Source organism: Kosakonia cowanii JCM 10956 = DSM 18146 (genome assembly GCF_001975225.1).
Taxonomy (GTDB): Bacteria; Pseudomonadota; Gammaproteobacteria; order Enterobacterales; family Enterobacteriaceae; genus Kosakonia; species Kosakonia cowanii.
This window is the reverse complement of the sequence record NZ_CP019445.1, coordinates 1,960,660-1,982,751: the sequence shown is the minus strand read 5'-3', so window position 1 is coordinate 1,982,751 and position 22,092 is coordinate 1,960,660. Positions and strand designations below refer to the sequence as shown.

Annotated in this window: 20 protein-coding genes; 8 read left to right on the top strand and 12 right to left on the bottom strand. The window is 56.2% G+C overall.

Features of this window, described 5'->3' with window-relative positions; translation table 11 throughout:
* The first annotated feature begins 44 nt into the window (after positions 1-44).
* The 8 genes from nikA to BWI95_RS09125 all read left to right on the top strand — a co-directional run bounded on the left by nikA (position 45) and on the right by BWI95_RS09125 (position 7,213).
* Complete coding sequence (gene nikA, locus BWI95_RS09160) at positions 45-1,616, top strand: nickel ABC transporter substrate-binding protein (protein WP_054802654.1); 1,572 nt, start codon at positions 45-47, stop codon at positions 1,614-1,616.
* On the top strand, positions 1,613-2,554 hold the full coding sequence (gene nikB / locus BWI95_RS09155; protein ID WP_054802655.1) for a nickel ABC transporter permease subunit NikB: 942 nt from the start codon (positions 1,613-1,615) through the stop codon (positions 2,552-2,554). The genes nikA and nikB overlap by 4 nt, the downstream gene beginning before the upstream one ends.
* Positions 2,554-3,387: a nickel ABC transporter permease subunit NikC gene (nikC, locus tag BWI95_RS09150; RefSeq protein ID WP_076769377.1), complete on the top strand. Its 834-nt coding sequence runs from the start codon at positions 2,554-2,556 to the stop codon at positions 3,385-3,387. The genes nikB and nikC overlap by 1 nt, the downstream gene beginning before the upstream one ends.
* Positions 3,387-4,148, top strand: coding sequence for a nickel import ATP-binding protein NikD (nikD, locus tag BWI95_RS09145; protein WP_054802656.1), 762 nt, complete (start codon positions 3,387-3,389; stop codon positions 4,146-4,148). The genes nikC and nikD overlap by 1 nt, the downstream gene beginning before the upstream one ends.
* Entirely contained in the window at positions 4,148-4,939 is a 792-nt protein-coding gene (gene nikE, locus BWI95_RS09140; protein WP_054802657.1) for a nickel import ATP-binding protein NikE, read from the top strand. The genes nikD and nikE overlap by 1 nt, the downstream gene beginning before the upstream one ends.
* A complete protein-coding gene (gene nikR / locus BWI95_RS09135) occupies positions 4,921-5,334 on the top strand; it encodes a nickel-responsive transcriptional regulator NikR (RefSeq protein ID WP_054802658.1) in 414 nt (137 codons plus the stop codon). The genes nikE and nikR overlap by 19 nt, the downstream gene beginning before the upstream one ends.
* Before the next feature lie 74 nt (positions 5,335-5,408).
* Positions 5,409-6,203, top strand: coding sequence for an SDR family NAD(P)-dependent oxidoreductase (locus BWI95_RS09130; protein ID WP_076769376.1), 795 nt, complete (start codon positions 5,409-5,411; stop codon positions 6,201-6,203).
* A 17-nt stretch (positions 6,204-6,220) separates the two neighbouring features.
* Positions 6,221-7,213 (top strand): alpha/beta fold hydrolase, encoded by a 993-nt coding sequence (locus tag BWI95_RS09125; protein ID WP_076769375.1) that lies wholly within the window; start codon positions 6,221-6,223, stop codon positions 7,211-7,213.
* Between the two features lie 40 nt (positions 7,214-7,253).
* Here BWI95_RS09125 and BWI95_RS09120 read toward each other — a convergent pair whose 3' ends face one another.
* The 12 genes from BWI95_RS09120 to BWI95_RS09060 all read right to left on the bottom strand — a co-directional run bounded on the left by BWI95_RS09120 (position 7,254) and on the right by BWI95_RS09060 (position 21,980).
* A complete protein-coding gene (locus BWI95_RS09120; RefSeq protein WP_376783330.1) occupies positions 7,254-9,146 on the bottom strand; it encodes a methyl-accepting chemotaxis protein in 1,893 nt (630 codons plus the stop codon).
* A gap of 200 nt (positions 9,147-9,346) precedes the next feature.
* Positions 9,347-9,700, bottom strand: a complete 354-nt coding sequence (locus tag BWI95_RS09115; RefSeq protein ID WP_076769373.1) for a hypothetical protein — start codon at positions 9,698-9,700, stop codon at positions 9,347-9,349.
* Positions 9,697-10,197: a hypothetical protein gene (locus BWI95_RS09110; protein WP_076769372.1), complete on the bottom strand. Its 501-nt coding sequence runs from the start codon at positions 10,195-10,197 to the stop codon at positions 9,697-9,699. The genes BWI95_RS09115 and BWI95_RS09110 overlap by 4 nt, the downstream gene beginning before the upstream one ends.
* 162 nt (positions 10,198-10,359) lie before the next feature.
* Entirely contained in the window at positions 10,360-10,863 is a 504-nt protein-coding gene (locus BWI95_RS09105) for a hypothetical protein (RefSeq protein WP_076769371.1), read from the bottom strand.
* Positions 10,863-11,249: a hypothetical protein gene (locus BWI95_RS09100; RefSeq protein WP_083699366.1), complete on the bottom strand. Its 387-nt coding sequence runs from the start codon at positions 11,247-11,249 to the stop codon at positions 10,863-10,865. Before BWI95_RS09100 ends, BWI95_RS09105 begins: the two co-directional genes overlap by 1 nt.
* Before the next feature lie 84 nt (positions 11,250-11,333).
* Positions 11,334-11,660 (bottom strand): hypothetical protein, encoded by a 327-nt coding sequence (locus BWI95_RS09095; protein ID WP_054802661.1) that lies wholly within the window; start codon positions 11,658-11,660, stop codon positions 11,334-11,336.
* Positions 11,661-11,791: 131 nt separating this feature from the next.
* Positions 11,792-12,418 (bottom strand): hypothetical protein, encoded by a 627-nt coding sequence (locus BWI95_RS09090; protein WP_156884902.1) that lies wholly within the window; start codon positions 12,416-12,418, stop codon positions 11,792-11,794.
* A 613-nt stretch (positions 12,419-13,031) separates the two neighbouring features.
* On the bottom strand, positions 13,032-13,496 hold the full coding sequence (locus BWI95_RS09080) for a hypothetical protein (protein ID WP_076769369.1): 465 nt from the start codon (positions 13,494-13,496) through the stop codon (positions 13,032-13,034).
* Between the two features lie 2 nt (positions 13,497-13,498).
* Positions 13,499-18,049, bottom strand: coding sequence for an RHS repeat-associated core domain-containing protein (locus BWI95_RS09075; protein WP_083699364.1), 4,551 nt, complete (start codon positions 18,047-18,049; stop codon positions 13,499-13,501).
* A gap of 2 nt (positions 18,050-18,051) precedes the next feature.
* A complete protein-coding gene (locus BWI95_RS09070) occupies positions 18,052-18,471 on the bottom strand; it encodes a DcrB-related protein (RefSeq protein ID WP_054802667.1) in 420 nt (139 codons plus the stop codon).
* Positions 18,471-20,393 carry a type VI secretion system Vgr family protein gene (locus BWI95_RS09065; RefSeq protein WP_076769368.1) on the bottom strand — a complete coding sequence of 641 codons (1,923 nt, stop codon included), beginning with the start codon at positions 20,391-20,393 and terminating at the stop codon, positions 18,471-18,473. The genes BWI95_RS09070 and BWI95_RS09065 overlap by 1 nt, the downstream gene beginning before the upstream one ends.
* Before the next feature lie 387 nt (positions 20,394-20,780).
* Complete coding sequence (locus tag BWI95_RS09060; RefSeq protein WP_076769367.1) at positions 20,781-21,980, bottom strand: BaiN/RdsA family NAD(P)/FAD-dependent oxidoreductase; 1,200 nt, start codon at positions 21,978-21,980, stop codon at positions 20,781-20,783.
* Between the last annotated feature and the right edge of the window lie 112 nt (positions 21,981-22,092).

Sequence of the window (22,092 nt, the reverse complement as noted above, 5' to 3'; positions counted from 1 at the left end):
ATCGTCATACTTTCCCGCCAATGACGTTTCGTCAGGACGCTTACGTGTTTTTCTACCGTTATGCTGGCGCTCTGCTGCTGCTCTGCGCATCGTTTGCCCTTTTTGCGGCAACGGATACTCTCACCACCGCCTGGCCGGTGAATGTCGGCCCGCTCAACCCTCACCTCTACACTCCGAACCAGATGTTCGCGCAAAGCATGATTTATGAACCACTGGTGAAATATGAGGCCGACGGCACGGTGCGCCCGTGGCTGGCAACAGGCTGGCGCCATTCGCCGGATGGCAAAACCTGGGTCTTCACCCTGCGCGACGGCGTGACCTTCTCCAACGGCGAGCCCTTTAACGCCGAAGCGGCAGCGGAGAACTTCCGTGCGGTGCTGGATAATCGCTCGCGCCACGCCTGGCTGGAGTTGGTGAACCAGATAAGCGAAGTGAAAGTGTTAAGCCCCAATCAGTTACAAATCACGCTCAAAAGCGCCTATTACCCCTTCTTGCAAGAGCTTGCCCTGCCCCGCCCGTTTCGCTTTATCGCCCCGTCGCAGTTTAAAAACCATGAAACCCTGAACGGCATTGTCGCCCCCATCGGCACCGGGCCGTGGGTTTTGCAGGAATCACGCCTGAATCAATATGACGTAATGGTGCGCAACGAGCGCTACTGGGGCGCGAAACCGGCGCTGGCGAAAGTGGTGATTAAGGTGATCCCCGATGCCACCAGCCGCGCCGTGGCGTTTGAAACCGGCGAGATTGACCTGCTCTACGGCAACGAAGGGTTGCTGACGCTCGATACCTTCGCCCGCTATCGCCAGAACCCGCAATGGCGCACCCAACTCTCTGCGCCAGTGGAAACGGTGATGCTGGCGCTCAACTCCGCTCGCGCGCCGACCAACGAGTTGGCGGTGCGCGAAGCGCTGAACTATGCGGTGGATAAAAAAACCCTTATCGTCGGCGCGCTGTACGGTACGCAGCAGGTCGCCGATACGCTTTTCGCTCCGGACGTGCCCTACGCCAATATTGGTCTTAAAGCGCGTCAGTACGATCCCGCCCGGGCGAATGCGCTGCTGGAAAACGCGGGCTGGTTATTGCCCGCCGGGAAAACCATTCGCGAAAAAGCGGGCCAGCCGCTGCATATCGAGCTGGCCTTTACCGGCACCGACGCGCTGAGCAAATCGATGGCGGAGATTATTCAGGCCAATCTGCGCCAGGTGGGCGTGGATATCGCGCTGATCGGTGAAGAGGAGAGCAGCATCTACGCCCGCCAGCGCGACGGCCGTTTCGGCATGATCTTCAACCGCAGCTGGGGCGCGCCCTACGATCCCCACGCGTTTGTCAGTTCGATGCGTGTGCCCTCGCACGCCGATTACCAGGCGCAGCAGGGTTTGCCTGACAAGCCACTGATCGACAAAGAGATTGGCGAAGTGCTCACCGCCCGGGATGAGGCCACCCGGCAGGCACTCTATCGCGATATTCTGACCCGCTTGCATAACGATGCCGTCTATCTGCCGATCAGCTATGTGTCGACAATGGTGGTGGCGAAGCCGGAGCTGGGAGAGATCCCGTTTGCGCCCGTTGCCGCCGAGATCCCGTTTGATCAGATCAAACCGGGCAGCGCGCAATGAGCCGCTACGTGATAAAGCGTTTGCTGCTACTGATCCCGATGATCCTTGCCGCCTCTGTGGTGATTTTCCTGCTGCTGCGCCTCGGCACGGGCGACCCGGCGCTCGATTACCTACGCTTGTCGAACCTGCCGCCGACGCCGGAGATGATTGCCGCCACGCGCGTGGCGCTCGGCCTGGATCAGCCGTTAGTCGATCAGTACGCCCACTGGTTATGGCGCGCGCTGCATCTCGATTTTGGCCTCTCCTATGCCACCCAGCGCCCGGTGCTGGAGGATGTGCTGCGCTTTCTGCCCGCCACCTTGCAGCTGGCGGGCGCGGCGCTGGTGCTGATCCTGCTGACCTCGCTGCCGCTCGGCATCTGGGCAGCGCGACACCGCGATAAGTGGCCCGATTTTGTTGTCCGCGCGGTGGCGTTTCTTGGTGTCTCAATGCCCAACTTCTGGCTCGCCTTTCTGCTGGTGATGCTCTTTTCCGTGCATCTGCACTGGTTGCCTGCGCTCGGTTACGGCGGCTGGCAGCACCTGATTCTGCCCGCCGTCTCCATCGCGCTGATGTCGCTGGCCATCAATGCGCGTCTGCTGCGCGCCAGCCTGCTGGAGGCCGCCGGGCAGCGCCACGTCACCTGGGCGCGGCTGCGCGGGTTGAGCGAGAAACAGACCGAGCGGCGCCATATTTTGCGCAACGCGTCGCTGCCGGTGATCACTGCGCTGGGGATGCATATTGGCGAGTTGATTGGCGGCACGATGATTATTGAGAGCATCTTCGCCTGGCCCGGCATTGGCCGCTACGCCGTCTCGGCGATCTTCAACCGCGACTACCCGGTGATCCAGTGCTTTACGCTGGTGATGGTGATGGTTTTTGCCCTCTGCAACCTGGCAGTGGATCTGCTGAGCGCCGCGCTCGATCCGCGCGTCCGTCATCATGAAGGAGCGCACTGATGCACTTTCTCCACACCGCGCGCTGGCCGGTGCGCCTCGCCCTGCTGATGCTGGCGTTGCTGTTTATCATCGCTCTGAGTTGCCAGTGGTGGCTGCCCTTCGATCCGCAGGCTATCGACCTGCCTGCGCGGCTGCTGCCGCCCGATAGCCAGCACTGGCTCGGCACGGATCATCTCGGGCGCGATATCTTCTCCCGGCTGCTGGCCGCCACCCGCGTGTCGCTCGGATCGGTGCTCTGCTGCCTGATGCTGGTGTTGATCCTCGGGCTTGGCGCCGGTGGCTGCGCCGGGCTGCTTGGCGGACGCGTGGATCAGCTGATTATGCGTGTTGCCGATCTCTTTATGACCTTCCCCACCTCGATCCTGTCGTTTTTTATGGTGGGTGTGCTTGGCACCGGCCTGACCAATGTGATTATCGCCATCGCGCTCTCTCACTGGGCCTGGTATGCGCGGATGGTGCGCAGCCTGGTGCTGTCGCTGCGCAGCCGCGAATATGTGCTGGCCGCACGGCTGAGCGGAGCGGGTTATTTGCATCTTTTTCGCGATCACCTGGCGGGCGCAATAGTGCCGTCGCTGTTGGTGCTGGCGACGCTGGATATCGGCCATATGATGCTGCATGTCGCCGGGATGTCCTTTCTCGGCCTCGGGGTCAGCGCGCCGACGCCGGAGTGGGGGGTGATGATCAATGACGCGCGGCAGTTTATCTGGACGCAGCCGCTGCAAATGCTGTGGCCGGGGCTGGCGCTGTTTCTCAGCGTCATGGCCTTCAACCTGGTGGGCGACGCGCTGCGCGACCATCTCGACCCACATCTGGTTACGGAGCACGCCCACTGATGGCTACGCAATTGAGCCTGCAACATCTCACGCTTTCCGCAGCGCGACCGCTAGTTGCCGATCTCTCTCTTACCCTACGCCGCGGCCAGGTGCTGGCGCTGGTCGGTGCCAGCGGCAGCGGCAAATCCCTCACCTGCGCGGCAGCGCTTGGCGTATTGCCCGCAGGCGTTCGACAAACGGCGGGCGCGGTGCTGATCGACGGCCAGCCGGTTTCTCCCCAGGCGCTGCGCGGCGTGACGGTGGCAACGGTGATGCAAAACCCACGCAGCGCGTTCAACCCGCTGCGAACCATGGCCGACCACGCGCGGGAGAGCAGCCTGGCGCTGGGCAAACCGTTCAGTGAAGCGCACGCTATCGCTGCGCTGGAGCGGGTGGGCCTGCGCGATGCGCGCCGCGTTCTCGCCCTTCACGCTTTTGAGATGAGCGGCGGCATGCTGCAACGGGTGATGATTGCGCTGGCGCTGCTGGCCGAGGCGCCCTTTCTTATCGCCGATGAGCCGACCACCGATCTCGACGCCATCGCCCAGGCCAGTATCCTTGACCTGCTCGACTCCCTGATGCAGCAACGCCAGCCGGGAATGCTGCTGGTAACGCACGATATGGGCGTGGTGGCGCGTCTCGCCGATGAGGTGGCGGTGATGGATAACGGGCGCATCATCGAGCGCGGCGCGGTCGGGGCTATTTTTCACGCGCCGCAGCATCCGCTCACTCGCCAGTTAGTGAGCGCGCACCTGGCGCTCTACGGCATGGAGCTTGCGTAATGACCCTCCTCACCGTTAACCAACTCTCCCACGCTTACCGCCACCAACAGGTGCTGAGCGATATCTCCCTGACGCTAAAGCAGGGTGAAACCGTCGCCCTGCTCGGGCGCAGCGGCTGCGGCAAGAGCACGCTGGCGCGCCTGCTGGTCGGGCTGGAAGCACCTGAGCAAGGCCACGTCTGCTGGCGTGGAACGCCACTTTCGGCGCTTGATCGTGCCGCGCGCCGCAATTTTCGCCGCGATGTACAGATGGTGTTTCAGGATCCGATTAGCGCGGTCAACCCGCGCATGACGGTGCGCGACATCGTGCGTGAACCGCTGCGCCACCTGGCAAAGCTCAGCAAAGCGCAGCAGCTCCAGCGCATCATGCAATTGCTCGCAGATGTCGAGCTGGAGCCTGATTTATTGGAGAAACGCCCTATGCAGCTGAGCGGCGGTCAGTTGCAACGTGTCTGCCTCGCCCGGGCGCTGGCGGTCGCGCCGGGGTTGCTGATCCTGGATGAAGCGGTCTCCAGCCTCGATCGCGTGGTGCAAAGCGGCATCATCGCCCTGCTGCAACGCCTGCAACAGCGCTCCGGCGCGGCGTGCCTGTTTATCACCCACGATCTGCGCCTGGTTGAGCGCTTCTGCCAGCGGGTGCTGGTGATGGACGCCGGGCAGATAGTCGAAAACGTCACCGTCAGTGCGCCGCTGCGCTTTAGCTCCGCTGCGGGCCAGGCGCTACAACAGGCGGTGTTACCCGCCCTCCCTTCACTTCGCCCGAGGAACCCGCTATGCAACGCGTTACCCTAACGCTTGACGACGATCTGCTCGCTGCCCTGGACGCGCTAAGCCAGCGGCGCGGCTACCACAACCGCTCAGAAGCCGCGCGGGATCTGCTGCGCGGCGCACTGGCGCAGGAGGCTCCGGCGGATCCGGAGAAGCAGGGCTTTGCTGTGCTGACCTACGTGTATGAACATGAGAAGCGCGAGCTGGCAAGCCGCCTTGTCGCCACTCAGCACCACCATCACGATCTCTCAGTGGCCACCCTGCACGTGCACATCAGCCATGACGACTGCCTTGAGATTGCCGTACTAAAAGGCAAACGCGGCGAGATTGAGCATTTCGCCGATGAGGTGATCGCCCAGCGCGGCGTGCGCCACGGCCATTTACAGTGTCTGGCGCAGGACCCCCATAGCCACAGCTGATGCTTTTTCGCCCGCACGGCGCCACATGTGCCAGGCTTATTTATTTGCCAAATCCACGTGATAAGGAGCGAATGATGAAGATTGATCTGAGCGGAAAAGTGGCGCTGGTTACCGCCTCGACGGGCGGGATTGGTTTCGCAATTGCGACCGGGCTGGCGCAGAGCGGTGCAGAGGTGATCCTCAACGGGCGCAGCGACGAGTCGGTCAACAAGGCCAAAGCGGCGTTAACCCAGCACGTGAGCGGCGCTCGTGTGCGTACCGCTGTTGCCGATCTTGGCTCGTCTGCGGGCGTCTCTTCGCTGCTTGAGGCGGCCTCCGGGGTTGATATCCTGGTCAATAATGCCGGTATTTATGGCCCGCAGGATTTCTACGCCACCGATGACGAGACCTGGGAGAATTACTGGCAGACCAACGTCATGTCCGGCGTGCGGCTGGCACGCACGCTGCTGCCCGAGATGGTTGATAAGGGCTGGGGCCGCGTGGTGTTTATCTCCTCCGAGTCCGCCCTGAATATTCCGGCAGATATGATCCACTACGGCGTGACCAAAACGGCGCAGCTCTCGCTGGCGCGCGGGCTGGCGAAGTTTGTTGCCGGCAGCGGCGTCACGGTCAACAGCGTATTACCGGGGCCGACGATGTCCGACGGTTTCGCCGGCATGATGCAGGAAGAGATGGAGAGAACCGGTAAATCGCTGGAGACGCTGGCGAAAGAGTTTGTGATGGCGAATCGCCCTTCATCGGTTATCCAGCGCGCCGCCACCGTTGAAGAGGTGGCGAATATGGTGGTCTATGTCTGCTCAACGCAGGCGTCGGCGACCTCTGGCGCAGCGCTGCGCGTCGATGGCGGCGTGGTGGACGATATCGTTTAAACGAGCCAGGAGGTTGTATGCGACGTTTTCCCCGCCGCGCGCTACTGCTCGCGTTGCTCTTCACCGGTGCGGCGCAGTCCGCGGAGTATGGTGGCCAGCTTGAAGGGTTCACCTACCCGTGGCCGCTGATGCACTTTGAGTTTCAGTCCCAGCGCCAGCCCTTAAGCATGGGGTATATGGATATCTCCGCCGATAAACCGAACGGCGAAACCGTGGTATTGCTGCACGGCAAAAACTTTTGCGCCGCCACCTGGGAGAGCACCATTACCGCGCTGCATGAGGCCGGTTACCGGGTGATTGCCCCCGATCAGATTGGCTTCTGCACCTCCACTAAACCGGCCAATTACCAGTACAGCTTTCAGCAACTGGCGGAGAATACCCATCAACTGCTGGCGAAGCTGGGGGTAAAAAAAGCGGTGATTATCGGCCACTCCACTGGCGGCATGCTGGCGACGCGCTATGCGCTGATGTACCCGCAAGAGACGCAGAAGCTGGTGATGGTTAACCCGATTGGGCTTGAGGACTGGAAGGCGAAGGGCGTGCCCTATCGCAGCGTGGACGCGTGGTATCAGCGCGAGCTGAAAAGCACCGCGCAGAGCATTAAAGCCTACGAGCAGAAGACCTATTACATGGGTGAATGGAAGCCGGAATACAATAAATGGGTTGAGATGCTGGCGGGGTTAAATAACGGGCCGGGCAAGACGCGGGTGGCGTGGAACTCGGCGCTGATCTACGACATGATCTACACCCAGCCGGTGTTCTATGAGTTTAAGGATTTACGCGTGCCCACTACGCTGTTTATCGGCACCGGCGATACAACTGCGCCCGGTAGCGATGATGCGCCGCCGGAGGTGAAAAAGGCGGTCGGCAACTACAAGGTATTGGGCAAAGAGGCGGCGGAGCTGATCCCCAATGCCCGGCTGGTGGAGTTTGATGGTTTAGGCCACGCGCCGCAGATGCAGGACCCGGCGACGTTTCACCGGGCGCTGCTCGACGATCTGGCAAAATGACGCATTAAAGAGAAAGGCCCGCTCATTGCGGGCCTTTGCATTACACCTGACGCGCGGCGAAGAAGGCCAGCGTCTCTTCCAGTGATTTCGCTTGCTCCTCCAGCGACATGGCGGCCGCGGAGATCTGCTGCACCAGCGAGGCGTTCTGCTGGGTGGCGCTATCCATCTGATTTACCGCCACGCTGACCTGGTTGATGCCCTTGGTCTGCTCATCCAGCGCCTGTACGATTTCGTTGATCACCAGGTGGACATTGGTGACCGCCTCGATGATCTGCTTCATCATCGCGCCAGTTTCATTCACCAGCGCCACGCCTTTGCTGACGCGGCCGGTCGACTCATCAATCAGCGTTGAGATCTCTTTCGCCGCATTGGCGCTGCGCTGCGCCAGGCTGCGCACTTCACCCGCAACCACCGCAAAACCACGCCCCTGCTCCCCGGCGCGCGCCGCTTCCACGGCGGCATTCAGCGCAAGGATATTGGTCTGGAAAGCGATGCCGTCGATGATGCTGTTGATATCGCCGATCTTCTGCGCGCTTTCGTCGATTTTATTGATGACATCGACCACTTCGTCGACCAGCGCTTCGCCCTGCCCGGCAATCTCCGTCGCCTGCTCGGTAAGACGCGTCGCTTTGTGAGCGTTATCGGCGTTATTTTTCACCGTGACGGCAATCTGCTCCATGCTCGCCGCGGTTTGCACAATCGCCGCCGCCTGCTCTTCGGTGCGTGAAGCGAGATCGAGGTTTCCGGCGGCAATTTCGCTACTGCCCGCACGCACCGAGTTGCTGGCATCGGTGATGGTGCTGACAATGCGGTGCAACTGCCCCTGCATGGCGTGCAGCGCGTAGAAGATGCTGCTGCTGTCACCCCTCTGCACGGGGATGGTGCTGCTGAGATCGCCCTGCGCAACCGAGAGCGCGATCTCCGCCGCTTCGGATGGCTCACCGCCCACCGGGCGCGCGACTTTGCGGGTAAAGACCAGCGCCACCACCAGGCTGACGATAATAATACTCAGCACCATCATCACAATTGCGTTCATCAGGAAGTGCCAGGCTTCCGCCATCACCACGCTGACCGGGGTGATAATCGCCAGTTTCCACGGCGTGCCGCTGTTGCCGACCGCAATGGTGCGCCAGGTAATAAATGCCGGTTCGCCGAGCTGCGGATCGTCAAAACGCACCACCTCGCTGCCCGTAATGGTGCCCTTGTAGGGCTTGCCGATGGCCGCTTTGTCCGGGCTGGAGACGACGTTATTCTCCGCCGACAGCAGCACGGCATAGCCGACGCCGTCCCATGGTTTGATGGCACCAATCCGTTTTTGCAGCGTCGCCAGTGAGAAGTCCGACGTGACCGACCCCTGGAATTTACCGTTGCGCATAATCGGCGCGGCGATGGAGGTAAGCATCACATCGACCCCGTTGTAGGGGTAGATATAGGGCTCGATAATCACCTCTTTTTGGCGCTGGCGCGGCAGCACATAGTAGTTGCCGCTGCCCGGCGTTTCGTAATCGAGCAGGTTGTGCAGAGACGGGTTGCCTGCCGAGTCACGATCGACATAACGGGCGTAGCGACCAGCAGGATCCTGCTCCGGTTTGCCGGCAAATTCGGCATCTTTGCCGTCGAAAGCGTTCGATTCAAAGGCCAGCGACATCGAGAGGAAATCGCTGTGCGCATGCAGGTAGTCGCGCAGGAGCTGATCCAGCCCTTTGCGATCCGCAAGGCCTGCTTCACGCAGTGACCAGGCGCTGTTGCCGACATCGCGCGCCGCAACCAGCGCGGAATCAAGCTGCTGGCTGACCTGCAGGGTTTCGGTCTGGGCAATCTGTTGCAGATGTTTCTTTGCCACCGTCTCCTGCTGCGCCATCGCTTGCCATATCAGCAAGCCAATGGTCACAAGAAAACCGGCGGTTATCGTGACAAAGATGGATATCAACATCAGCGTCCTGGCTTTGAGCTTTTTCCCGGTATTTCTTTTGACTGACATAACTTCTCCGATATGGCGTGGCGCGGGGCGCATGACGGATATATCGGAAGAATGTGCGCAAAAGTTATACCAGCTTTAAATTAAATTTTTGTCTGGCAAGCGAACGGGCAGCGCTGGAAAGGGCTTTGTGAGGAAAATCAAAGGCAAAATGCTCAGGCGAGCAGCTGGTCGATACTCTCAGCGGCAGGCTCCATCGGCAGCGCGCCAAGCGCACCGAGATCCTGCCTGTAGATCGTCTCGTTGCCCGATTTGCCGTGAATAAAGTAGCCAACGTCGCCATCCTGACCAATCAGCAGATACTCAGGCTCCACCTGCTGGATGGCGTAGGTGTCGTTTCGCTCCAGCAGATCGCCGTGGGCGTATAAATAGATAGCATCACCTTCGGGCGTGGTGATTTCAGTAGCGTCGCGCTGCGCGGCGAGAAATCGCGTGTAACGTTCGGGGAAAGTTAAATGGTGAGTGGTTTTGAACGCGTCCAGGGTGGTTTGCAGCAGGCTGGTATTCATCTTTTTTTACGTCCTCTGCGTGAAGCTGGCGGTGCCCAGGAAGAGTAGTCGCTGACGACAATCTCAAAAAGTTGCAGATCGCCGGGTATGTGCTGCAAATGATCGGCAATTTCGTCATAGGGCGAAGGGAGAGAAAAAGCGAGCCCGTAGTCATTATCAACAATCAGAGCGCCGTTAATCAGCAGGACGCTTTTGCTGAGAAGCGTTAGCCGCTCCATGGTGATACCGGCACAGAGCTTATTCTGGTATCTCCCGTGATAATTCTGGTTACCGATGACGGAGACGATGATGTCGTTCGCATCGGTAAAGATCGATACCGTGTTGTCATCAAGAAAATAGCCGTGCATATCGCCGCCCAACGGCGGTGAAGAGGGGTACTCTTTCGTCTCGACAGTAAAGCGGGTAAGCATCTCCTCAAGGTACATATCCACAGAATGCCCGAGACGGATATTGGCAAGTGAGGTGAAGCTAATAATATCGGCGTTAAAATCAATCATGGTTTAATAGGTCGAGGGCTTTCGGGAAAACTAGCGTGGCGAGGTGTGGTTGTCAATTTGGCCTGCCAGAAGAGATAAGTAAGGTCTTAAGAAGCGCGACGTGTTGCGGATAACGCGCCTTCACGCCTTAAAGATCAGCCAATCCAATAAGCTTGTTCTGCTTTAGCGCCGGACTCTATTTAAGTATTTTTGTGCATATTGACGGATTAATTCATTATCAGCGCTGGCTAATAATTTCATTTTCTCAATAGCATTTTGGTCCTGTATTCTCTCCAGCGTCCGTATGCATTTATTTGCCAGTATGAAATCATCATCGTAATCCCTGTAATCAAGATTGAGCAGCGCGGCTTCATAAAGAGGATTAACGCTGGAAGGCTGCCGATAATGATCTAACAATCTTACGATCTCTTCATGTTTCTGATGCCAGGGATCTGTCACAAGCTGGTTTAATATGTCGACATCGTAGTAATCAAATTTTACTACCGCACTGAGATAAAGAAGAAGGTCAACAAGCTCAGCGTCTTTGGCTTCTCGCGCAATGGTTAACTCCTTACAGAGATCTAACACTCCGGAACCATCACCAAACTGGCATAGAAATTCAGAGAGATTAATTTGCTTCATCATTAACTTTAGAATCAGCGCTTTTTTATTTCCCAGCAATTCCATCACTCCTCATCTTTAAATATCAGCGCATTAGTTTTGAGATTGTTATCTTTTATATATTTGCTTTCCCACTCATCGTAGCTACCAGGCGCAGCATAACTAAATCCCTTTTCAAAATACCGATCACCATGTGAAATAACCATAGCCCAATAATACTCCTCCTCGTGCCCCAGCAAGCAAGCTTCCAGATAATTTTGGGGTGGCACATTTAGCATAGGTGAGTTATTAATTATAGACTCTGCCTCGCCTTCTGATTTTTTACCATAAGCGACCATTATGCCTTTGACAAGGCTAACAAAAGTGTAGAAATTAACTATAACGGACTCGCCTGGGTTATCGTCATTTATAAAAACCAAACCATCTTTAAGAGTGCTCTTTTTAATTGCCACGATAAAAATCCAACATAGTATTACTATTGATAAAAAGCAGCGCCGATAAAAACCCCTACAAAATTCCGATTTATCAGTACCCTACTACGAACGTGGCCTCCAATAACGAATATTTTCTAATTCTCTTTCAATATCATCCATCTCATCATCACCTGGCTCAAGGTTAAATTTCTCGCTAATTACTCTTCTTATATTTGCTATTTTTTTAGTAATCTCATTTTCATCTATAAATCTTGCGGTTTCTTCACAATATGCAGATCTATTCTCAGATGTAATCTCACCGTCGACGTTATCGTAGTAATGCCTGGCAATATCTCGCAATGAAATAAGAACATATTCAACATCTGTTAATATTTTAATGGCCTCATCTCCTGATAAAGAGATCTCTTCATTTTCTTTTAATAATTTCATTTTACTGCCTCCTGGATGTTATTGATAAATCCAGACCAAATAACCATCAAGAGCAATACGCTTGATGATTTCAGGCCATAACTGGGGAGATAAGAAAGACAGAGCTATGCTTAAACCACACCTAAATTATGCTATTTCGTATATAAATCATTAAAAGAAATTTCTACGTATTCCTCTGGATTATTTATCAAACAACTTTCTCCTGGAAAGAGACATTCCCAAGCGGCCACATAAAACTGTTTCATACTCATATTGTTAGGCGGATCAAAAAGCGGAATGGCAGACTCATAAAGACGTGAAAGTGGTTTTTCATCATAGAAATTAATCGCATATGCAAGACTATTTTTGCATCTGTCTTTTATAAAATTAGGGAAGTTATCATAAGACGGCTTTATTAACTCCCGGAAGGCTAATGATAAGCTTTTTTCATTCGATAAGCTTAAACCAACAAGGGAAGCATCCATATTTGGATCTTCAGAAAGTACCTGCCAAAGCATCGAAATATAGCTATTGTTGATTTTTTTCATATTTATTCCGCGATTCCTGGCCGTGTGATACCAGAAAGTTTCCGTATGCTTACCGTGGCTGTCGACGCGCGCCAGCGGTTCATAGCTGTTTTCGGTGTAGATATACTGCACCGCGGCGTCGGATGATTTTCGCTGGTTTCCGTCAATATATCCGCTTACTGCATGGCACAACCCACTTTCAGAGGTGATTAATGGCTGAAAAAGTATTACGCCATAAGTCACCATTTCCAAAACACACGCCGTCTTGTCGGCACCTCCCACACTAACCGCAATGCTAAATTGTTTCCTGGGTTTTATTTATTTAATTAAATCAAGAGCAATTATTGCCACCTCATAATTATCACCATCATTTGATGACAATGATATATTAAGCCATCAATTAGTCTTTTGTCAGGAAATGAAACTGCAAACTGAGTTACTTAATATCTGACACCTTTCGTTATAAGAGGATTTTCAATAATATTTGAAATAGACATTATGACATCGTCACTATCATACTTATAAAAATATTTTCAAATAAGTGATATACTCCCCAACCATCCCCACATCCATAAGATTTAATAAATAGAGATATGGCCTCTTTACCGGAGTGATTAATGAAAAATCGTCTAACATCATCATATTTATTAATAAGATCCTCTGTCAAAAGCTGATCAGGCGGCATCGGTTGATCATCTGATAAAAATTACAACGTTAGTTCTCTATTCATATTCCAATCTCAAGCACTTTTCATAGTTCTTTGTCCTAGTGAATCAACCCACATATGGAAATAAATTAATCCTCATTTTCGAAACCATGGTACAGAATAGAATAGAGAAAATCACAACTTAGAATGACTTAATAATTAGGCAGTTGACTTTTTTATCCATAAAACCCCATCCCAGCAATTAGATGAATTAGATATAAAGCTGACAATCTCTTTGCCATCTAAAAAATAACTTACAGGACAATACTCGTCGCCACTCAGCGGCTTAAAACTAGTTAGAACATCACACCTTAACTGTAGAGAAAGCACTTGAGAAATAAAATCAATATATGCAGGTAAATAATTACTTTCAATAGAAGCTACCGATGTACCAAAGTCAACCTCATATATAAAATCCACCTTACTTAATATTTCAATATATTTTGAATCGTCATCAGGGATTATGCCTCTCCCTTCAACATATTCCTTATATTCATTAGCATCAAAATAATCATATTCCATAATAGTGAAGTCAATATCAGCCGCCCCTAATAAATTAGATATTTTTTCTGTCAATATCTCTTTATTTTCATAACTAATAAGAATGCTTGCTTTAGTAATCATGTTTAAAATCTCCAAAAAGGATCCAATACTGATTGATCTATTAAATCTACACGGACGCTAGGGTTATTGGGTTTAAAGCCGCCAAAGAACTCATCAAATTGTTCGAGTGTATTTTTAGAATTAGAACTCCTTATTACTTGAACAATACCATTGTCGCCGACCTGACGTACGCCTTTATTGGCATTCTTTGCAGCATTTCCACCTATACCGCTCAAGAGCTTCGTATCGACCTGCGTACCGTTAACCGTAAAATCAGCCATCGAAATAGAACGGTTCGGCGGTGTGTTAAAATGCACATGATTACCCTGACTGCGCATATATTTAGCATATGCTATCTCTGCTTGTGCTGAGACGTCACCATTTCTGGCAAGTCTAAATTTCTCGCGAATAGTTTTAAAATCACCAGTAACCTTCCCTGGACCACATCCCGCCAATCCCAGCGGATCCACCCACCCCAGCGGATCAACCACATAGGTATAGGTGTTAAGCCCGCCCAGCAGCCCTATCGGGTCCATCTGCGTGTAACACCCGCCCGCGGGGTCGTAGTAGCGGAAGGTGTTGTAGTGCAGGCCCGTTTCACGGTCCAGGTACTGGCCCTGAAAGCGCAGGTTCTGTGGGGTGTCCCAGGTTACCGGTGTGCTCTCGCGCAGGCTGCGGCCCCAGGCAGTGGAAGCTCCGCGCCAGACGGTGTCGCCGTTGCTGTCGGTCACGCTGTCCGGCAGGCCGTTCAGTTCCGTGTGATACCAGAAGATATCCGCGTGCTCACCGTGGCTGTCGACGCGTGCCAGCGGTTCATAGCTGTTTTCGGTGTAGATATACTGCACCGCTGCGTCCGGGTGACTGTCGCTGGTTTCACCCACCATCTGCAGGCCGGACCAGGCGTACTGCGTGCGTTCCGGTTTACGGGCATGGCGTCGCCACACCTGTTTCTCCGTGCGGCGGCCCAGCGCGTCGTAGCGGTATTCTGCTTTTGTGAACTCCGCGTCGCCGTCGATTTCCACCCGGCTGATGCGGTGCTCGTCGTCGTAGCTGAAGCGCTGCGTCACTCTCCGGTGCGTGTCGTGGCGCACGGTCATACGCCCGAAACCGTCATACTCCCGGCTGACGCCGTCCAGGCGTTTCAGCAGGTTGTTCCATACCGGCTGCAGCGCCGGCGTGGTGCGGTTGTCCGCGGCGTCATACCAGAAACGCTCTTCCCCTTCCGGCTGCAGGCTCTGCGTCATGCGCCCGGCCGCGTCGTAGCCCCACAGGGACTGGCGGTACTTCTCCGCCGGGGTGGAGGGTGCGCCGTCGGTGTACATGCGGCGGATTATCTGGTCCGCGCGGTCCCACTGGTAGCGGCGCTCCGAGACCAGACGGTCGCGCAGGTTGTCGGTGCAGCGCCGGTGCGTGATACGCCCGGCCATGTCGTAGTGCGTCTCGAGCTCCAGCGCGCCCATCGTGCGGTGCGTCTCCCGGTGCAGGCGGTCACGCTGGTAGCCGGTGACCGGCAGCGTTTTGCCGCTCAGGGAGAGCTGCATCTCCAGCAGGTGCCCGGTGCCGTAGCGCAGGAACTTCAGTTCCCGCCCGTCCGGGAAGGTGGTGGCGCTGAGGTTGCTTAAGGCATCATATTCATGCTGATAAACGCCGGAGTGGTTCTCCTCGCGGACCAGGTCGCCAAGCTTGTTGCGCGCGAGGATGATGGCTTCGCTGTGCGCGGGCTCGCGCATCTCCACCGCGGCCTGACGCCACTCGGTGTAGGCATAACGGCGGATTTCGGTAGCCAGCGCGCTGTAGCGGTACTCGGTGCGGTGCTCTGGGGTTTCGCGCGCCGTCATGCGCCCGAGGGCATCATATTCGTAATTCAGCACCTGCGCTGGCAGGTCGCTGCCGCGCTCCGGGTGGCGCACCAGAGAAGCCACTTGCTGCGCGGCGTTGTAGTGATACTCCGTCTGCCGCCCGGCGTAATCCTGCTGACAGGTCAGCAGCCCGGTCGGGGTGTAGTCGAAACGCCACTCCTGGTTGTTGGCGTTGGTGAGCGTCACCAGACGGCCCGCCCGGTTGAAGCGGAAACGGGTCACATGCCCCGCCGGATCGGTGGCTTCCGTCACCTGGCCGCGCGCGTTGAGTTTTACCCTGCGCGTGCTGACGCCATCGACGCTCTGGCCGCAGAGCAGGCCGGATTGGGTGTAGCTGAACTGCGTCTCGCGCCCGTCGGCACGAATATAGGTCTGCAGGCGGCCGGCGGGGCTCCAGACGTAGCGGTCCGTATTGCCGAGCGGGTCGGTGCTGCGGATAAGGTGCCCGGCACCATCATACTGATTCTGGCTCTGGTTACCGGAGCAGTCCTCTTCGCGGATCAGCTGGCCCAGCGCATCCCACCAGAAGCGGTGGCTGTTCTCCAGCGCATCAATGCGGCGGATTAAGTCGCCCTGATCGTTCCACTCAAAGCGCGTCACGCCGCCTTCCGGATCGGTCAGCGCCACCACATCGCCCGCCAGGCTGTATTCGTACTGCCAGACGCCGCCGTCCGGCAGCACCTCTTTTAACGGGAAGTCATACAGCGGATGCCAGGTTTTCAGCGTTGCGCGTTCGAGCGGGTCGCGCTCCAGCGTCATATTGCCGCGATCGTCCCAGGCATACTCCCAGCGTCCGCCGTCCGGCTGTACGGCTGAGAGCAACTGTTCGGACTGACCTGCCCAGTTGAACTGCCACTTACCGCCGTGCACATCGGTGTACGCGGTGATGCGGTAGATCTCATCCCAGTAGTGTTCGCTGACCACGCCTTCATCGTTGCTGACGCGGGCGTAGCGTTTGCTCTCATCGGCGTCGATACGCCAGTTTTCCAGCACCGTGCCCTGCTCGTCGTGAACCTGGTACGCCTTCACGCGCCAATGTTCAGCGTCTGCGCTCGGCTGCCACTGGTAATGCACTTTCAGACCGGTCGAGAAGCTGTGCCAGGCCAGCATATCGCTGGCGCGATCCCAGCCAAACTGGCGGGTTACCACATCATCGGCATCGATGACCGCAATCAGCTGCGCCTGGTCGTTGTAGCGATAGCTCACCAGCAGCTGGCGTCCGCCATCAACGATCTGATAAACCGCGCGTAACCGCCCGCTATGGGCGTCGTACTCAAGTTCGACATCCAGCGCTTCGTTGTCACTGGAGATACGCGCCAGCTGGCCCTGGTCGTTCCAGCTGAAGTAGTGGGCGTTTTCATGGCGGTCGTAGATGCGGTGCATGCGCCACTCGCCGGGGCGGGTGGGATCCGGCTCATAGACCTGATGATCGCCTTCGCCGGTCTGGATCGCGATCGCGCCGTTCGGGCTGGAGAAGAGCCTGAGCCCCTCGTCCGGATAGGAGATCATGTCGCCGCTGAGCACTTCACCAAGCCCCAGCTCGCGCCCGCTCATATCTTTGAAAATCAGCTGATTATCCGCCAGACGGTAAAGACGCGTCTCAAACGGCATCATCCAGCCGGGGCCAAACATGCCGGAGGCGCGGTTGCGGCTGTTGTAGATACGCTGCCAGTAGAGCGGCATACGATCCGGCATCACAAAGTCGAGATCCTCCTCTTTGGCGAGGATCTTTGCGCCGCTGGCAATATTGACCGGGAAAGCGGTGCTCGCCGCGGAGACAAGAACGGAGGAAATCGTATCTGAAACCACCGCGCTGCCAAAAGCGCAGACGATATTTTTCAGCACGCTGCGGGTTAGCATGCGTCGGCAGAGCATTCTTGCCAGATTCGCCAGCTCGCCAACCCCCAGCGAGCCGACAATCGCGCCCAGCATATAGGCCAGCTGGTTCTTGCCGCTGCGAATATCACGAACGGTGATCGTGTCGCCACCGATGCGAACCCGGGGATTTTCACTGACTTTGATTTCCGCTTCGCAGGTGCTTTTCTCACCATTGCGCGCCGCGGGCTGATTATTGATTAGGACGCTTTTGGAACCCTGCGCGATAAAGTTACTGCTGGTGACCGCATGGCCTTTTTTGCAGTCAACGGTATCGAGTGGCATCGGGGTCGCATGGGGATCGGCGCTCTCAACCAGCGGTTGCGAAAGGGATTCCCACAGGTTTGAGCCCCACTTTTTCATATCATCGAGGGTGAGATTTTTGGCGCGTTCGGCAAGCGCTATCGTCATGCCGCCGGGCGTCACGATGAGCTTTGCCGCTTCAGCCGCAGTGGCCAGCGCCAGCACGCCAACAGCCGCCCAGTCGATGCTCTCTTCAGGAGCAGGAGGCGCGAGCAGATAATCGCGATCCACGCTTCCGGCGGCACGCGCGGCTTTTTTGCCCTTGATATGCACGTTTTCAGAGCCGGTGACGATATGCGCGTCGGGGGGCCCGGGGTCTATCAGGCTGTCGACCAGCTTCCCGGCGGCATCGCCGATTTTTTCCAGATCGCCGCTCAGGACCAGTGCGGCAATCACCACACCGCCCACTATTGCACCGACACCGGAAAAAATGATCCCGGCGATAATCGCCCCTTCCACGACAGCGCCAACAAAATCTGCCAGCGCCGAGCTGTGAATCAGTGGGTCATCAATACGGGCCGCGATGTAATCCGTCATCCTTACGCCCCTAACTGTAAGCCCGATTTGATCGATGCCCAGAATGCATCAGCCGGTGCGTCAAACGGCGCGGTGCGGCTGAATGTCAGCACCAGAAGATGATCCTCCACGCGGGTGATGGCCAGTTTCTCATGCACCAACACGCCCTGGTTTTCAAAGCGCAGCGAAACTTCACGGGCAGGCTGGTTCGCCACCTGGCTATCTCCCACTTCGCCCATTACTACCTTCTTCATGCTGCGCTTCACTTTCGCCAGTTGCTGGCTGATAAACGCCTCTTCCTCGCCTGCCTTGATGTCCCACGCACGGGTGATCACCAGCGTCGCGTTGCTCTCATTAAAGCGCAGCACGTTAATGCTGCGATCCTGGCATGCTTCCGGCAGGTTGAGGATGCCTTCCGAAACAACAAACTGTGCGGTCGCCATTATTTATCCTTCCCTTGATCAAATGCTTTTGTAACCGCGGCCTGGATTTGGTCGATGGTGGGGGCAACATCGTCATGTTTTTGCGGTGTTGATAAGTTCAAATCCAGCAATCCTTTGGTATTAATCTGCCCACTGCCCAGCGCATCGATTTTAAAATCATTGCACTGCAGTGTGACCGTGCCGTTGGCACCCAGTATCAGGGCTGATTGTCCGGTAACGAGTTTGATGCTGGAGCCAGAGGCAAGTGTCAGATTACCCTGCACTTTCTGCGTAAAATCGCCACCGATCACCTCGTCGTGGGAAAGCTGCGTCGCCTGGAAGTGGGTTCCGGCCACTTTGCCGCTGTGATCGCGCGTGATGTTGACGGTCTGTGAGCCGCCAACGCTGCGCGTCTCATCGTTTTTCACATGGGTATCAAGGTTACGCTCGGCCTGGATCCACACCTGCTCTTCGCCCGCTTTATCTTCAAAGCGCAGGGCGTTGGCATTATCTACCGAGCCATCTTTCGAGCGGCTGAGGAAGCCCATCTGCGTTGCGGCGGCAGGCAGCGCCCAGGGCGGCATGCTCGCTTCGTTGTAAACGCGGCCGGTAACAATCGGGCGGTCCGGATCGCCGTTGATAAAGTCGATGACGACTTCGTCGCCGACGCGCGGGATCTGTACGCCGCCATAGCCCTGACCGGCCCAGGCGCTGGAGACGCGCACCCAGCAGGAGCTGGTGTCATCGCCTTTCGCCAGCCGATCCCAGTGGAACTTCACTTTTATGCGGCCATATTTATCCGTCCAGATGCTCTCACCCTGTGGGCCAACGACGCGCGCGGTCTGCGGGCCGTAAGTGCGCGGCCAGGGAGTGTGCTGCGGCGGGCGAAACACCACCGAGGAGGGAATAACGCTGAAGTCGATGCGGTGCACTGTCTGGCTGTCGGCACCGCTGGCGTAGCGGTTCTCTTCAAAGTTGTAGTGCGCGGCGGTGACAAGGTATTCGCCATTGTCATTAAAGAACGCGGCGTTGGTCAGCTGGAACGTGCAGCCCGGCGCAATTCCGATTGCCGTGGCGGTGCCTTCGATTTGCTGATGCTCAACCTGCCAGCGCTCCTGGCGAATGCGGGCGTAGAATTCACCGTGCCCATGCTCGACGAAGCGGCCCGGCCAGTCATAAACATCAATCGTGCCAGGCGACGGAGAGTTCGGGTTTTGCCGCGCCTGGAAAAGCCACGCGTTCGGTTTGCGGAAATCGTAATCATCCAGGCTGTAAATCCCTGGCGTCACGCTATCTTCCAGCGCCCACTGGCTAATTCCCTCTTCATCGGTGCTACCGCCCGATGGGGTCTGGTGATAGGGAATAAATTCATAGCCGCTGAAAGGTTGATGTTGGGTAGCCGCGTCGGTCAGCACCAGCGTGTGTTTGTCCGCTTCATGCTTGAAATGGTAGGCGATGCCTTCCAGCTCCATCAGACGGCTGATGAAATCGAAGCTGCTCTCCTGGTACTGCACGCAGTACTCCCACGTGCGGTAGCTGCCTGTCAGCTTATCTTCAATATTGACCTGGTATTCGCCCAGCAGGGTTTTCACGATTTGCGGCACCGTCTGTCCCTGGAAAATACGCAGGTTGCGGTCGCGCTTCATCGGCCAGAGATCCGACTCTACGGTAAGTTGGTAAACGGCATAACGCGTACCGCTCAGCTCGACGGCGCTTACGGCGACGCGGGTGATTTTACCGTTAAGGTAGCGGCTGCCGGACAAGCCCTGGGTTGGCAGGGTGACGGTGACCGGTTTCCCGAGCAGCTGGCTGCGATCCATGCGCGCGTCAGTCCCGAGCAATTGCAGGGTAAAGGAGAATGCTTCGGACAGGGCTTCACGACCAGAAATTTTCCAGAAGAGCAGCCCCTCGGCAGGTAACTGAACAGTGATGCGATTGCTCATAAAGCGGATCCTGACATAAAACGCACCACTCCAGGCGCGTTCATCGGTTTAACGTGGCGGGCTTGATAGAAAGCTACCGCACCCTTTTTGAAAGCGAAAAGGCCTCTATTGTCTGATTTTTCGGCGAAATAAGTGCCAGGAATTATCCTAATCCATAGCAAACCTACCAAAAAAAGCGTCTGTTTTTAGCGAGTTAATAACACTCTCGCAAAAATAAAGACGCTTAAATCAATGGCCTTCAGCGTAATTTGCTTTAAGTGAAAAGGATTGTGTGAGTGCGCAGCCGCAGAGTCAAATGCTCACATTGCGGTTTCGCGAGGGCTCTCGCAATTTATTGCCTGAAAGATGAACGTTGCTGGCGGTAAACCGTGCGCGATCGAAAAACGCTTATGCCTCTTGCTCCGCCAGTGCCTGTGCGCAGGCCCACGCGCTGGACCATGCCCACTGGAAGTTGTAGCCCCCCAGCCAGCCGGTCACATCCATCACTTCGCCAATAAAATAGAGCCCCGGCACGTTTCGCGCTTCCATCGTGCGCGACGAGAGTTCATGGGTATCCACGCCGCCGAGCGTTACCTCTGCGGTGCGGTAACCTTCGGTGCCGTTGGGCTGGACTCGCCACGCGGTCAGGGCCTCGACCAGCTTCTCCTGGTCACGGCTATTGAGCTGCTTCAGCGTCACATCGGGGATCTGCCCGAGCTGCTGCAAACACTCCACCAGCCGTTTTGGCAACTGCATGCCGAGGGTGTTTTTCAGGCTCTGATTGGGATGCGCATCGCGCTGCTGATTCAGGAATTCTGCCAGATCGCACTCCGGCACTAAGTTAATAGTGACGAACTCGCCCGGCAGCCAGTAGCTGGAGATTTGCAGCACCGCAGGCCCCGACAGACCGCGATGGGTAAAGAGCAGGTTTTCGCGAAATACCGTGCCGTTTTCAGCGGTGATAACAGAGGGCACAGAGACGCCAGAGAGGGTCTGCACCTGCTTAAGCAAAGGTTTGTGCAGGGTAAAGGGCACCAGGCCGGCGCGGGTCGGCAGCACCTTCAGGCCAAACTGCTCGGCGATTTGGTAGCCGAAAGGCGAAGCGCCCAGCCCCGGCATCGACAGCCCGCCGGAGGCGATCACCAGTTTAGCCGCCTGCACCGTGCCGCCGTTCAGCTGTAAGGTGTAGCCGTTATCATCACGCTCGACGGAGAGGATTTCCGTGCGCAGGCGCTGGGTGACATTGCCCTTCTCGCACTCTGCCACCAGCAGATCGACAATCTGCTGCGCGGAGTCGTCGCAAAATAGCTGGCCGAGCGTCTTCTCATGCCAGGCGATGCCGTGTTTACCCACCAGATCGATAAAATCCCACTGGGTGTAGCGCGCGAGGGCAGATTTACAAAAATGGGGGTTCTGGCTTAAGTAAGCCGCCGGTTCGACATAAAGATTGGTGAAGTTGCAGCGCCCGCCGCCGGACATCAGGATCTTACGCCCCGGCTTTTTGCCGTTATCCAGCAGCAGCACGCGCTGGCCCGCTTGCCCCGCCAGCGCCGCACAAAACATCCCCGCCGCGCCAGCACCGACTATAATGGCATCAAAGCTTTCCACATCTTCACCCTCTCTCTTACCTGGTCGCGAATTGTAAAGAGTTCAGGCTGGTCACACCAGCGCGGTGTGGTGAGAAAAGAAACATGCCATTGAAATTTATAAGATAATTTTA

Coding starts and splice junctions, on each gene's coding strand:
- BWI95_RS09125 (WP_076769375.1), top strand. CDS start 6,221: ATGCGACGTTTTCCCCGCCGCGCGCTACTGCTCGCGTTGCTCTTCACC.
- nikR (WP_054802658.1), top strand. CDS start 4,921: ATGCAACGCGTTACCCTAACGCTTGACGACGATCTGCTCGCTGCCCTG.
- BWI95_RS09095 (WP_054802661.1), bottom strand. CDS start 11,660: ATGAAATTATTAAAAGAAAATGAAGAGATCTCTTTATCAGGAGATGAG.
- nikB (WP_054802655.1), top strand. CDS start 1,613: ATGAGCCGCTACGTGATAAAGCGTTTGCTGCTACTGATCCCGATGATC.
- BWI95_RS09120 (WP_376783330.1), bottom strand. CDS start 9,146: ATGTTGATATCCATCTTTGTCACGATAACCGCCGGTTTTCTTGTGACC.
- nikE (WP_054802657.1), top strand. CDS start 4,148: ATGACCCTCCTCACCGTTAACCAACTCTCCCACGCTTACCGCCACCAA.
- BWI95_RS09065 (WP_076769368.1), bottom strand. CDS start 20,393: ATGAGCAATCGCATCACTGTTCAGTTACCTGCCGAGGGGCTGCTCTTC.
- BWI95_RS09080 (WP_076769369.1), bottom strand. CDS start 13,496: ATGATTACTAAAGCAAGCATTCTTATTAGTTATGAAAATAAAGAGATA.
- BWI95_RS09130 (WP_076769376.1), top strand. CDS start 5,409: ATGAAGATTGATCTGAGCGGAAAAGTGGCGCTGGTTACCGCCTCGACG.
- nikC (WP_076769377.1), top strand. CDS start 2,554: ATGCACTTTCTCCACACCGCGCGCTGGCCGGTGCGCCTCGCCCTGCTG.
- BWI95_RS09075 (WP_083699364.1), bottom strand. CDS start 18,049: ATGACGGATTACATCGCGGCCCGTATTGATGACCCACTGATTCACAGC.
- BWI95_RS09070 (WP_054802667.1), bottom strand. CDS start 18,471: ATGGCGACCGCACAGTTTGTTGTTTCGGAAGGCATCCTCAACCTGCCG.
- BWI95_RS09115 (WP_076769373.1), bottom strand. CDS start 9,700: ATGAATACCAGCCTGCTGCAAACCACCCTGGACGCGTTCAAAACCACT.
- nikD (WP_054802656.1), top strand. CDS start 3,387: ATGGCTACGCAATTGAGCCTGCAACATCTCACGCTTTCCGCAGCGCGA.
- BWI95_RS09110 (WP_076769372.1), bottom strand. CDS start 10,197: ATGATTGATTTTAACGCCGATATTATTAGCTTCACCTCACTTGCCAAT.
- BWI95_RS09105 (WP_076769371.1), bottom strand. CDS start 10,863: ATGGAATTGCTGGGAAATAAAAAAGCGCTGATTCTAAAGTTAATGATG.